This window comes from Caulobacter sp. LARHSG274 (assembly GCF_052871235.1).
Window position 1 is genome coordinate 224,469 of record NZ_JBIXJO010000001.1, and the last position, 11,893, is coordinate 236,361.

11 protein-coding genes are annotated in these 11,893 nt (G+C 69.2%); 6 read left to right on the forward strand and 5 right to left on the reverse strand.

Translation table 11 applies throughout. From position 1 onward, the window contains the following. Positions 1–263 precede the first annotated feature (263 nt). Positions 264–512, forward strand: coding sequence for a hypothetical protein (locus ACIPQB_RS01030; protein ID WP_446483332.1), 249 nt, complete (start codon positions 264–266; stop codon positions 510–512). A 45-nt stretch (positions 513–557) separates the two neighbouring features. Here ACIPQB_RS01030 and ACIPQB_RS01035 read toward each other — a convergent pair whose 3' ends face one another. The 5 genes from ACIPQB_RS01035 to ACIPQB_RS01055 form a co-directional block, all read right to left on the reverse strand. After that, on the reverse strand, positions 558–3,617 hold the full coding sequence (locus ACIPQB_RS01035) for a DUF4982 domain-containing protein (protein ID WP_446483333.1): 3,060 nt from the start codon (positions 3,615–3,617) through the stop codon (positions 558–560). Between the two features lie 222 nt (positions 3,618–3,839). Further along, positions 3,840–4,679 carry a rhamnogalacturonan acetylesterase gene (locus tag ACIPQB_RS01040; protein ID WP_446483334.1) on the reverse strand — a complete coding sequence of 280 codons (840 nt, stop codon included), beginning with the start codon at positions 4,677–4,679 and terminating at the stop codon, positions 3,840–3,842. Next, a complete protein-coding gene (lldD, locus tag ACIPQB_RS01045) occupies positions 4,676–5,818 on the reverse strand; it encodes an FMN-dependent L-lactate dehydrogenase LldD (RefSeq protein ID WP_446483335.1) in 1,143 nt (380 codons plus the stop codon). The genes ACIPQB_RS01040 and lldD overlap by 4 nt, the downstream gene beginning before the upstream one ends. A 9-nt stretch (positions 5,819–5,827) precedes the next feature. Continuing rightward, on the reverse strand, positions 5,828–6,589 hold the full coding sequence (locus tag ACIPQB_RS01050; protein ID WP_446483336.1) for an SDR family NAD(P)-dependent oxidoreductase: 762 nt from the start codon (positions 6,587–6,589) through the stop codon (positions 5,828–5,830). Between the two features lie 24 nt (positions 6,590–6,613). Continuing rightward, positions 6,614–7,447, reverse strand: coding sequence for an IclR family transcriptional regulator (locus tag ACIPQB_RS01055; protein WP_446483337.1), 834 nt, complete (start codon positions 7,445–7,447; stop codon positions 6,614–6,616). A gap of 232 nt (positions 7,448–7,679) precedes the next feature. Here ACIPQB_RS01055 and rhmD point away from each other — a divergent pair, with 232 nt between their 5' ends. From rhmD to ACIPQB_RS01080, 5 genes are all read left to right on the forward strand, one after another. Next, complete coding sequence (gene rhmD, locus ACIPQB_RS01060; protein ID WP_446483338.1) at positions 7,680–8,858, forward strand: L-rhamnonate dehydratase; 1,179 nt, start codon at positions 7,680–7,682, stop codon at positions 8,856–8,858. A gap of 19 nt (positions 8,859–8,877) precedes the next feature. After that, positions 8,878–9,741 (forward strand): fumarylacetoacetate hydrolase family protein, encoded by an 864-nt coding sequence (locus ACIPQB_RS01065; protein WP_446483339.1) that lies wholly within the window; start codon positions 8,878–8,880, stop codon positions 9,739–9,741. Beyond that, positions 9,738–10,502, forward strand: coding sequence for an SDR family NAD(P)-dependent oxidoreductase (locus ACIPQB_RS01070; protein WP_446483340.1), 765 nt, complete (start codon positions 9,738–9,740; stop codon positions 10,500–10,502). The genes ACIPQB_RS01065 and ACIPQB_RS01070 overlap by 4 nt, the downstream gene beginning before the upstream one ends. A gap of 109 nt (positions 10,503–10,611) precedes the next feature. Continuing rightward, complete coding sequence (locus ACIPQB_RS01075; protein WP_446483341.1) at positions 10,612–11,529, forward strand: amidohydrolase family protein; 918 nt, start codon at positions 10,612–10,614, stop codon at positions 11,527–11,529. A gap of 30 nt (positions 11,530–11,559) precedes the next feature. Beyond that, complete coding sequence (locus ACIPQB_RS01080) at positions 11,560–11,892, forward strand: L-rhamnose mutarotase (protein ID WP_446483342.1); 333 nt, start codon at positions 11,560–11,562, stop codon at positions 11,890–11,892. Position 11,893 lies beyond the last annotated feature (1 nt).

Genomic DNA, 11,893 nt, shown 5'->3' on the forward strand with positions numbered 1-11,893 from the left:
CGGGGCTCGCCGCCCTGGCCCGCCCGCCGGGGGCGCGAGCGAAAGCGTCGGGTAAGGGGTTAAGACCCCCGCCAGCCTGACCGCTCCCGGATAACGGTTCTGCGCGAAGCGCCAGACTTCGTCGAAACGGTAACAAACATCAAAGCTCCTCCGGGCGAGGCCCGGGCGCTTCGCACCCTCCCCATCCCATCGCAGCCTTTCGGCGCGTGAGCGCCAAGTCTTGTCCGCGCCGCATCCGGGCGCGGCGACCGGAGATGCAAACCATGGCCGAAGCCCGAAAGCCCCGCCTCCGCTGCCCCGTCGAGCGTCGTATCCAGGTTCTGTTCGCCGCCAAGACCCTCCACCGCCGCCGCAGGGAGGCGGCGCAGCTGGAGCGTGAAGTGGCGGCGCTGGACGACCCGGAGACGCCGAGCACCAACGAGCTCGCCGGCGAGGCCGCCAACGCCCGGGCCCAGGCGATCCTGCGCGACATGGCGGCGATCGAGGCCGCCTGCAACCGCAGGCCTGGATGACGCTGCGCACTTGCCCTCCCCTCTCCAGGGGCAGGGCAGAGACGACTAGTTCACCCGCCGATAGAGCTCCGCCTCGATGATCCCCAGGCCGCCGCCGGCCGGGACCTTTTCGGCCCCGGTGTCGAGGCCGGCCTTGGCGCCGGTGATCTCGACGATCTTGCCGAAGGCGTCGCGGTCGACGGTCGGGCCGGCCAGGGCGATGCGCAGGCGGGCGCCCTTCACCGGCTTCAGCGGCAGGGTCACATAGCCCAGGCTCTTGGCCGGCTCGCCCTGATAGACCGTGACCCCGTCCATGGTGATGCGCAGCGGATAGGACCGCAGCCGCCAGCCGATCAGCTTGAGCACCACCTCGTCGACCACCTGCGGGCGGGCCAGCCGGTACTCGATCCAGGCGTTGGCCAGCTGACCGTCGCTGGCCCAGTGGGTGGTCTCGTCGTCGTCCTGGGCCAGGGCGACGCTGGCGAGGTTCGAGCCCGCCGTGGTCGCGGCCGGCTTGACCGTCAGGCGGCGGACCTTGAACGACGGCGTCGCCGGGGTCGGGCCGCGCGCCAGGCTGACCGGCAGCAGGGTCTCGCCGGGCGGCGGCGGAGCGACCTCGAGGGTCAGGGTCGCAGGCTTCAGCCCCTCGGCCCGGGCGGTCACCGTCACCGCGCCGGCCTGCAGGGTCGAGCGCAGCGCCACCCGGTTGATCCCGGCCTCGACCGGCAGGGCCTGGGCCAGAATGTAATTGTCATCGCCGCGCGAGGCCCCGGCATAGGAGGTCACCCCGTCGACCGTATGCGCCCCGGTGACCACCTCGCCCGCCGGAGAGGCCGGGGCCTCGGTGGTCCTGGCCCCGCTCCGGGAATCGCCCTGGGCGATGCCGCCGCGCCACTCGGCCGGCCCGGCGAGGTCGAAGTTCACCAGGTCCAGCGCCGTCGGCACGCGCCGGCCCTGGGCGTCCACCGCCTCGACGTCGACCAGGGCGAGGTCGGCGGCGTCGGCCCGCCAGCCCAGCGGTCCGACATGCGGCGTGAGGCGCAGGGCGACGGCGGGGCCGGTGGTGGTCACCGCGTCCGTGGAGACGAGCTTGCCGGCGGCGTCACGGCCGATCGCCCTCAGGGTTCCCGGCCCCCAGGCCACGGCCTTGAAGGTGAACAGGAAGCCGTCCGACTTCAGTCCGCGCCCCAGCGACCGGCCGTTCAACACCAGTTCGACACTGTCGGCGCTGGACACCGCCAGCACGTCCTTGACCGTGCCCGGCGCATAGTTCCAGTGGCCGATGATGTGGGTGCGCGGATGCTCGACATCGACCCAGCCGTCCCACATCACCTGGTGGGCGTAGAAGCCCTGCTTGGGCAGGCGCATGGCGTCGACCTCGCCGCTGCGGCGGTAATTGTTGTCGCCGCGGAAGTGGGTGTTGCTGTCGGAGAAGATGATGTTGACCCCGCCCGAGCTGACCCGCTCGCCGCCGCCGGGCCGCTCGCGCCAGTAGTCGAACCAGCGGCGCACGTCCTCGGCCGCGTGGCTGTCCTGGTTGCGGTTGTAGTCGGGACTGTCCTTGTGGAACGGCGGGGTGAAATCGTCCTGGAACTTCCGCGCCCCCTCGTCGCGGGAATATTCCATGGCCCAGACCGGCTTGCGGCCGCTCTTGTTGATGTAGAGCATCTCGCCGCCATATTCGGCGACCCGGCTGGCCAGCATCTCGCGCGAACCGATGGCCCGGCCGCCGTGCGGGTCGAACTGGTCGCGGATCGCCTTCAGCTGCGCCATGTGATCGTCGCTGATGTTCTCGTTGCCGCCCTCGTAGAACAGGATCGAGGGACTGTTGCGGAAGGCGACGATGGCGTCGCGCATCACCTCCAGCCGCTGCTCCCAGCGCCGGCCGGTGACGTCGCTCTCGGCGTCGCCGGCCGGCATCGCCTGCGGCAGGCCGACCCGGTCGGCCGACTGCACGTCCTGGCGGGCCGGGGCGATGTGCATCCAGCGCACCAGGTTGCCGCCGCTTTCGACCATCAGGGCGTTGGAGAAGTCGCTGATCCAGGGCGGGATGTCCGTGCCCAGGGCCGGCCATTCGTTGCTGGTGCGCTGGGCGTAGCCGTGCACCTGCATGACTCGGTCGTTCAGGAAGACCATGCCGTTGCGAAATTCGGTCTTGCGAAAGCCGGTGCGGGTGGTGACCGCGTCCACCGTCGCGCCGTCCTCCACCAGGGCGGTGTCGACCGTATAGAGGTAGCCATAGCCCCAGCTCCAGAAGTGCAGGCCCTGCAGCCGGGCCTCGGCGGAGACCGTGCGGGTCTCGCCCGGCGCCAGGGTGACGGTCGGCCCGGCGAAGGCGCCGGCCGGCTTGCCGTCGACGTCGCGCAGGGCGACCTGGTAGGCGAAGGTGCGCGGCCGGCCGGACTCGTTGCGCACCTGGGACTCGGCGTGCACCGTCGCCGCCCCGCCCCGGATGTCGAAATCCTCGGCCCAGATATAGACCCCGGTCGTGCCCAGGCTGGAATAGAGCGGCAGGGTCTGGTGCAGATCGCCGGTCAGATGCAGCCGCACGGCCCGGTGGATGCCGCCGTAATTGACGTTGAAATTATTATTGTTCCACTGGAAGCCGCTGCCGGTGGCGCGCTCCTTGTACTTCCAGTCGCTGTCGACGCGAACGGCGACGACGTTGGCGAATGGGGCGGGCTTAAGAGCCTTGGTGGCGTCGACGCCGAACGCCGTGACGCCGTTCTCATGGCCGCCGACCCGGACGCCGTTGACATAGACGTCGCCGGCCTGGCGAACGCCCTCGAATTCGAGGAAGGCCTTGCCGCCGACCGCCGGCCCGACCTCGGTCGGCAGCATGAAGCGCTTGCGGTACCAGGTGATCCCGCCCTTCAGGTCGTGGATGTCGACCTTGAAGGCCTCCTCCTCGTTGAAGGCGCGCGGCAGGGTGACGAGCTTCCAGCTGGCGTCGTCGAAATCGATACGCTCGGCCCCGACGATGTCGCCGACCGCCATTCGCCAGCCGTCGTTGAAGGGCTGGTCGCGGCGGGCGACAGGCGCGGCGGTCGCGGCGACCGCTCCCAGCCCCAGGCACAGCAGGCCGCAGATCCAGGCCATGATCCATCGGGAAAAGACGCGCCGCATCGAACCGCCCCAAACTGGCCAGGCCACTTTCGGGCCCTGATCACCTGTGGCTTGACAACCGAGCCCCTGTCAAGGCATTCTCATTATATCGCATACTGTTTCACATATTGGAACAATCTGCGTGAGCGGCGCGGTTTCGATCCGCCCTCCCCCTATGAATCGCCCGTTCCTGTCCCCCCTTCCGGGCCGCGGAGCGCCAGACCCGGCGCTCCGCTTTTTCTTTCAGGGACAGCCGGGCCCGCCGAGGATCGGCGGCTCGCCCGCCGGCGACGCGTGCACATGGGCCGACACCGGCAGGTTCAGCGCGGCGAGGCGCCGGGCCACCAGCGCGGCGGCCAGCCGGGCGCCGGCCTCGTTGATATGGGTGGTGTCGCTGATCCCCTCCGGATAGCGCGGAATGTGATCCTCGGGCGTGTAGAGCAGGTAGAGCCTGCGCGACGCGGCCTCGCCGCGGGCCTGCAAGGCGGCCATGCTGTCGGCGTCCAGGTCGATCAGCGGCGCGCCTGTGGCCTTGGCCACCGCCCGGACCGCCTCGGCATAGGGGCCGTGGGCGTCCTGGACCTTGCCGTCGACGAACAGGTGCTTGGCGATCGGCGTCACCAGCACCGGCTGGCCGCCGGCCGCCCGCACGTCGGCGACGAAGCGGGTCAGGTTGGCGGTATAGGCGCCTTGCGGATCGGTGAAGCGGACGATCTTCACCCGGTCGGCGTCGTTGTGGCCGAACTGGATCAGCACGGTGTCGCCGGGGTGAAGCTGGGCCAGCAGCGCCGCCCACAGGCCCTCCTCGATGAAGGTCTTGGTCGAGCGGCCGCCGCGCGCCAGGTCGACGACCTCGACGTCCGGATCCAGCGAGCACTTCAGCACCATGCCCCAGCCCATCTGCGGGTAGCGGTCGGGGCCGTACTGGGCGGCGGTGGAATCGCTGGCGATGACGATCCGGGCGGTCGGCGCCGGCAGGGGCGCCGGAATCGGGACCGGCTGCATCGACGGATCTGGAACGGCCTGGGTCCCCGGGGTGGCGATCGCCAGGGCGGCGAGGAATGACAGCAGCAGACCGCTCATCGGTCGGTCTTCGCCAGGATGGAACGGTCGATCTGGTCGATCCTGTTGACGCCGGTCAGGGCCATGGCCACGCGCATCTCCTTTTCGATCAGGTCCAGGAGCTGGGTGACGCCCGGCCCGCCGCGGGCGGCCAGGGCGTAGACGAAGGCCCGGCCCAGCAGCACGCCCTTGGCGCCCAGGGCCAGCATCCGCACGACGTCGAGCCCCGAACGAACCCCGCTGTCGGCCAGCACGGTCAGGCGCTCGCCCACCGCCTCGGCGATGGCCGGCAGGGCCCGGGTCGAGGACAGCACGCCGTCCAGCTGCCGGCCGCCATGGTTGGAGACGACGATGCCGTCGGCGCCGATGTCGGCGGCGGCCCTGGCGTCCTCAGGATCGAGCACGCCCTTGATGATCAGCGGCCCCTTCCAGAGCTCGCGGATCCATTCCAGGTCCTTCCATTGGATCGAGGGATCGAAATTGGCCCCCAGCCAGCCCATGAAGTCCTCGAGCCCGGAATTGGCCCCCAGCACCGGGGCGACATTGCCCAGGGTGTGGGGTCGGCCGCGCACTCCGACGTCCCAGGCCCAGCCGGGCTTGAAGGCGGCCTGGACCAGGCGGCGCATGGCGGCGTTAGGACCGCTCATCCCCGAATGGGCGTCGCGGTAGCGGGCCCCGGGCACCGGCATGTCGACCGTGAACACCAGGGCCGTGGCCCCGGCGTCGGCGGCCTTGGCCAGCAGGTCGCGCATGAAGGCCCGGTCGCGCAGCACATAGAGCTGGAACCAGATCGGGGCGCTGCTGGCGGCCGAAACCTCGGCCAGGTCGCAGACCGACACCGTCGACAGGCAGAACGGCACGCCCTTGGCGGCGGCGGCCCTGGCCGCCTGGCACTCGCCGCGGCGGGCGTACATGCCGGTCAGGCCGACCGGGGCCAGGACGACCGGCAGGGCCTGCCTGACGCCGAACAGGGTGGTCGACAGGTCGGCGCTGGAGACGTCTTTCAGCACCCGCTGGCGCAGGCTGATGTCGGCCAGGTCCGAGACGTTGCGGCCCAGGGTCCGCTCGGCATAGGCGCCGCCGTCGATATAGTCGAACAGGAAGCGCGGCAGCTTGCGCCGGGCCGCCTCGCGGAAATCGGTGGTGGAGGAGACGATCATCGGCCTGGCTTACTGGAGGTTCACGAAGGCGCCGCCGTCGACCAGCAGGGCCGCGCCGGTGACATACCTGGCCAGGTCCGAGGCCAGGAAGACGATCGGTCCGGCCAGGTCGTCCGGCTCGCCCAGGCGGCCCAGCGGAATGCGGCCGGCCATGTAGTCGCGCTTCTTCGGGTCGGCCAGGTCGTCCTTGTTGATCGCCGTCTCGATGGTGCCCGGCAGCACCGAATTGCAGCGGATGCCGTGCGGCCCCAGGGCGATGGCGGTGGACTGCATCAGGCTGTGCACCCCGGCCTTGGTCGGGGTGTAGTGGGTCTGCATGCCGCCGCCGACCAGGGCGCTGATCGAGCTGACGGCGATGATCGCCCCGCCGTGGCCCTGCCTGACCATCTGGTTGGCCGCGGCCTGGACCATGAAATAGGCCCCGTGCAGATTGACCTTCATGGTCCGCTCCATCACCTCGGGCGGCATGTCGAGGAAGGCGTGGAACGGGCAGATGCCGGCATTGTTGACGAAGACGTCGACCTTGCCGAACGCCTCCACGGCGGCCTGGACGAAGGCGCCGGCGGTGGCGACCTCGGCGACGTCGCCCTTCACGGCGATGGCGCGACGGCCGAGGGCCTGGATCTGGGCGACGGCGTCGGCGGCGCCGGCGTCATCGCCATGATAGTTGATCGCCACGTCCGCCCCGTGCCGGGCGCAGCCGATGGCGGCGGCCTTGCCGATCCCCTGCGAGGCGCCGGTCACCAGCACCACCTTGTCCTTCAGAAGCATCGTTCCTCCACTCCTACCGACAGCCTAGCGCTTGGCGGCGACCGTCCGCTTCTCGTTCCAGCCCAGTTCGACGCTGATGGCGTTGGCGCACTGGCGCACGTCGTCAGTCAGGGCCGCCATGCGGTCGTCGTCCATGTACTGGGCCGCCCCCGACACGCTGATGGCCGCGACGATCTGGCCGCCGGGCCCGCGCACCGGGGCGGCGACGCAGCGGATGCGGTCTTCGTTTTCCTCAAGGTCGAAGGCCACGCCGCGCTGGGCGTAGCCGCGCATCCATTCGATCCACTGCTCCTCGCTGGGCCCCTCGGGGGTCGGCGGGCCTTCCTTGCGATAGAGCTCGCGCCAGCGTTCCTCGGTCTCGTCGAGCACCAGGGCCTTGCCCAGGCCGGTCGAGCGGATCGGCTGGCGGTCGCCGACCCGCGAGCTGATGTTGATGCGCCGACGGCCCGTGAGCTTGTCCAGATAGTGGGCGCGGTCGCCGTCCATCACGCCCAGGTGCACGGTGTCCTCGAGCTCTTCCCACAGGCGTTCGAGATGGGGACGCGCCACCCGCGGCAGATCCATCTGCTGGCCGGCCAGATAGCCCAGCTCCAGCAGCTTGGACCCCAGGCTGTAGCCTTCGCGGGGAGCCTGCGACAGCAGGCGACGCTCGACCAGGGCGGTGGCCAGACGGTGGGTCGTGCTGCGCGTCAGGCCCAGGCGCGCAGCCAGGGCCGGCAGGCCGATAGTGCCCGAATCGGCGACGACGTCGAGCAGGTCCAGACCCCGGAAGAGCGTCTGGCTGCCGCTGGGCGCCTTGCCGCCAGAACTGTCTTCCTTGGCCACCGGTCCGGCTCCCCTTGACGCGTCACGTTTCATTTTGTAGCACTCTCTCTCATAATATGGTACCTAAGGCAAGCGGCGACAGGGGGCGATCCGGGCCACCGAACGCAGGATGGGCTACCGTGTCATATGATGTCCTGAGGAGGTAGGCGCGACCGGTTAAAGGTTTCGCCAAGCATGGGGGAGGACTTCGTCTCCCGGCACGCCTCCTCTTCCTTTGACGAGATCGCTTCCACCTGGAAGCTTTGGGCTGGAGCTGGTTTTCCCGATGCCGTTTCCCCTCATCCGGCAGGTTCGCGCCTATGTCGTGCGCGGCGGCGGCGCCGACTATCACGACCAGGGCGAGGGCCACTGGATCGACGACCACATCGCGACCCCAATGTCGCGCTATCCCGAATATCGCCAGAGCCGCCAGAGCTTCGGCATCAACGTGCTGGGCACGCTGGTCGTCGAGATCGAGGCCGCCGACGGCACGGTCGGCTTCGCGGTGACCACCGGCGGCGAACCGGCCGCCTACATCGTCGAAAAGCACCTGGCGCGGTTCCTGGAGGGTCGCGACCCGACCCAGATCGAGAAGATCTGGGACCAGATGTACTTCTCCACCCAATATTACGGCCGCAAGGGCCTGGTGGTGAACGCCCTGTCCGGCGTCGACCTGGCCCTGTGGGACCTGCTGGGCAAGCTGCGCGGCGAACCCGTCCATCACCTGCTCGGCGGCCCGGTGCGCGACGAGCTGACCTTCTACGCCACCGGCGCAAGGCCGGACCTAGCCAAGTCGATGGGCTTCATCGGCGGCAAGATGCCCCTGCACCACGGCCCGGCCGAGGGCGAGGAAGGGCTGAAGAAGAATCTTGACGAGCTGGCCACGATGCGCGAGCGCTGCGGCGAGGACTTCTGGCTGATGTTCGACTGCTGGATGGCGCTGGACCTCAACTACGCCACCAGACTGGCCCACAAGGCCCACGAATATGGCCTGAAATGGATCGAGGAAGCGCTGAGCCCCGACGATTACTGGGGCTATCGCGACCTGAAGAAGAACGCCCCCAAGGGCATGCTGGTCACCACCGGCGAGCACGAGGCCACCCGCTGGGGCTTCCGCATGCTGCTGGAGATGGAGTGCTGCGACATCATCCAGCCCGACGTCGGCTGGTGCGGCGGCATGACCGAACTGGTCAAGATCTCCAACCTGGCCGACAGCCGCGGCGTGCTCTGCATCCCGCATGGCTCCAGCGTCTACAGCTACCACTTCGTGGTCACCCGCCATAACAGCCCGTTCGCCGAGTTCCTGATGATGGCCCCCAAGGCGGACGCGGTGGTGCCGATGTTCCACCCCCAGCTGATCGGCGAACCCGTGCCGGTGAACGGCAAGCTCAAGCTCTCCGACGCCCCCGGCTTCGGCGTCGAACTCAATCGCGAGGTCGGCCTGCACCGACCCTACGCCCGCTGACCCTTGAAAGCGTGACCCCATGAAACTCCTGCGTTACGGCCCGCGCGGCGCCGAAAAGCCCGGCCTGCTCGACGCCGCCGGCCAGATCCGCGACCTGTCGGGCCATGTCGCCGACATCACCGGCGACCTGCTGTCGCCCGAGGGCCTGGCGCGTCTGGCCGCCATCGATCCGGCCGCCCTGCCGGTGGTCGAGGGCTCGCCCCGCTACGGCGTCCCGGTGGCCAAGGTCGGCAAGTTCCTGGCCATCGGCCTGAACTTCGCCGACCACGCCAAGGAGGCCGGCCTGGAGCCGCCGCCTGAGCCGATCTTCTTCACCAAGGCGATCTCGTGCCTGAACGGCCCGAACGACGACGTCATGCTGCCCAAGGACGCTGAGAAGGGCGACTGGGAGGTCGAGCTGGGCGTGGTGATCGGCAAGCGCGCCCGCTATGTCGAGCAAGCTGAAGCCCTCGACTACGTGGCCGGCTACGTGCTGGTCAACGACGTCTCCGAACGCGCCTTCCAGAAGGAGCTCGGCTCGCAGTGGGACAAGGGCAAGGGCTGCGACACCTTCGGCCCGGTCGGCCCATGGCTGGTCACCGCCGACGAGGTCGGCGATCCCCAGGACCTGGACATGTGGCTCGACCTCAATGGCCGGCGCATGCAGACCGGCAACACCAGGACCATGATCTTCGGGGTCGCCGAGCTGATCGCCTATATGAGCCGCTTCGTCACCCTGGAGCCCGGCGACATCCTGACCACCGGCACCCCGCCCGGCGTCGGCGAGGGCCAGAAGCCCGACAAGATCTTCCTCAAGCCCGGCGACGTCATGCGCCTGGGCGTCGAGAAGCTGGGCGAGCAGCAGCAGACCGTCGTGGCCTGGACGAAGGAAGGCGTCGCGTGAGCACTCCTAACGCCAATCCTTACCTTGGCCGCTTCGCCGGCCGCGCGGCGGTGATCACCGGCGGCGCCTCGGGCCTGGGCCGGGCCGTGGCTGCGCGCATCGTCGCCGAAGGCGGGACCGTATCGCTGTGGGACGTCGACGCCGACGCCCTTAAGGACGCCGTTGATGCGGTCGGAGCCGCCCACAGCGTCGTGCTCGACGTGTCGGACCAGGTCGCGGTCGCCGAGGCCGCCAGGGCCGCTCGTCAAGCCCTGGGCCGGATCGACATCCTGGTGGCCTCGGCCGGGATCACCGGCGCCACCGCCCCCGTGCACCAGTTCCCGCTCGACAGCTGGCGGCGGGTGATCGACATCAACCTCAACGGCCTGTTCTACTGCTGCCGCGAGGTGGTGCCCTTCATGCTCGAGGGCGGCTATGGCCGGATCGTCAATGTCGCCTCGGTGGCGGGCAAGGAAGGCAATCCCAACGCCGGCGCCTATTCGGCCAGCAAGGCCGCCGTCATCGGCCTGACCAAGTCGCTGGCCAAGGAACTGGCCACCCAGGGCGTGATCGCCAACAGCCTCACCCCGGCCACCTTCGAGAGCCCGATCCTGGAGCAGCTGCCGCAGAGCCAAGTCGACTACATGCGGTCCAAGATCCCGATGGGCCGCCTGGGCGAGGTCGAGGAAAGCGCCGCCATGGTCTGCTTCATGGCCAGCCAGGAGTGCAGCTTCACCACCGGCGCCACCTTCGACACCTCCGGCGGGCGAACCACCTTCTAGCGCATCCGGCCTGATCGCATCAGGCCGGATGCGCTAGATATTTGTTTTTACGCATTTTCTTCAAGCGAACCGGAATCCACTTCGCTCGAAAATGCTCTAGGAGCCGGCCATGGCCTATTGCGGTCCCATCGTCGACGCCCACATGCACCTGTGGGACCTGGACCGCCACTATTACGGCTGGCTCCAGGACCGGCCGCTGCCGAACAATCCGGCCGGCGACATGTCGCCGATCGCCGATCGCTCCTATGGCCTGGACGACTATCTGGCCGATAGCGCCGGCTGGAACGTCGTCCAGACGGTGCATGTCGAATGCGGCCTGCCGCCGAAGGACCAGCTGTCGGAGACCGACTGGCTGCAGGGCCTGGCCGATACGCGGGGCGTGATCGGCGGCATCGTCGCCGGGGCGTGGCTGGAGGACGCGAGCGTCGAGGCCATGCTGGAGGCCCAGGCCGCCCGGCCGAACGTCCGGGGCGTCCGGCAGATCGTCAGCTGGCACGCCGATCCGCTGAAGACCTATGGCGATCACGATCGACTCCAAGACCTGCGGTGGCGCCAGGGCTACGCCCTGCTGGCCCGGCACGGCCTGTCGTTCGACCTGCAGCTCTATCCGTCGCAGATGCCCGCCGCCGCCGACCTGGCCGCCGCCCATCCGGACATCCCGGTGATCATCAACCACGCCGGCCTGCCCACCGATCGCGACGAGGCCGGCCTGGCTGCCTGGCGCGAGGGCTTGGCCCTGCTCGCCCAGCGGCCCAACGTCAGCTGCAAGATCTCGGGCCTGGCCATGGTCGACCGCGCCTGGACCGTCGACAGCCTGCAGCCGTTCGTGCTGCGGGTCATCGAGACCTTCGGCGTCGAACGCTGCATGTTCGCCAGCAACTTCCCGGTCGAGAAGGTGCACGGGTCGTTCGGCGCCTTCTATCGAGCCTATGACGCCATCACCGCCGACTTCACCGAGGCCGAGCGGGCCCTGCTGTTCAGCGGCGCGGCGAGGCGGATCTATCGCCTGCCGGACCTGACGACCTGACCGACAAAAGCAAAGAAACGGGAGGACATGATGAGCAACCACCGGGACCGGCCCCTCGCCTTCCGCATGCAGCTGAAGCCTGGCGTCGCCGCCGAATACGAGCGCCGCCACGACGCCCTGTGGCCCGACCTCGCCGAGGCGCTGCGCAAGGCGGGGATCCATGACTATTCGATCTTCCTCGACGAGGAGACGATGAGCCTGTTCGCCGTGCTGCGCCTGCGCCCCGACCACAGCAAGGACGCCCTGCCGCTGGAGCCGGTGATGAAGCGCTGGTGGGACTACATGGCCGACCTGATGGAGGTGCATCCGGACAACCGTCCACGCGAATGGCCGCTGAAGCCCGTCTTCCATTTCGAGGGCTAGG

Coding starts and splice junctions, on each gene's coding strand:
- rhmD (WP_446483338.1), top strand. CDS start 7,680: ATGCCGTTTCCCCTCATCCGGCAGGTTCGCGCCTATGTCGTGCGCGGC.
- ACIPQB_RS01030 (WP_446483332.1), top strand. CDS start 264: ATGGCCGAAGCCCGAAAGCCCCGCCTCCGCTGCCCCGTCGAGCGTCGT.
- ACIPQB_RS01075 (WP_446483341.1), top strand. CDS start 10,612: ATGGCCTATTGCGGTCCCATCGTCGACGCCCACATGCACCTGTGGGAC.
- lldD (WP_446483335.1), bottom strand. CDS start 5,818: ATGATCGTCTCCTCCACCACCGATTTCCGCGAGGCGGCCCGGCGCAAG.
- ACIPQB_RS01040 (WP_446483334.1), bottom strand. CDS start 4,679: ATGAGCGGTCTGCTGCTGTCATTCCTCGCCGCCCTGGCGATCGCCACC.
- ACIPQB_RS01055 (WP_446483337.1), bottom strand. CDS start 7,447: ATGAAACGTGACGCGTCAAGGGGAGCCGGACCGGTGGCCAAGGAAGAC.
- ACIPQB_RS01035 (WP_446483333.1), bottom strand. CDS start 3,617: ATGCGGCGCGTCTTTTCCCGATGGATCATGGCCTGGATCTGCGGCCTG.
- ACIPQB_RS01050 (WP_446483336.1), bottom strand. CDS start 6,589: ATGCTTCTGAAGGACAAGGTGGTGCTGGTGACCGGCGCCTCGCAGGGG.
- ACIPQB_RS01065 (WP_446483339.1), top strand. CDS start 8,878: ATGAAACTCCTGCGTTACGGCCCGCGCGGCGCCGAAAAGCCCGGCCTG.
- ACIPQB_RS01080 (WP_446483342.1), top strand. CDS start 11,560: ATGAGCAACCACCGGGACCGGCCCCTCGCCTTCCGCATGCAGCTGAAG.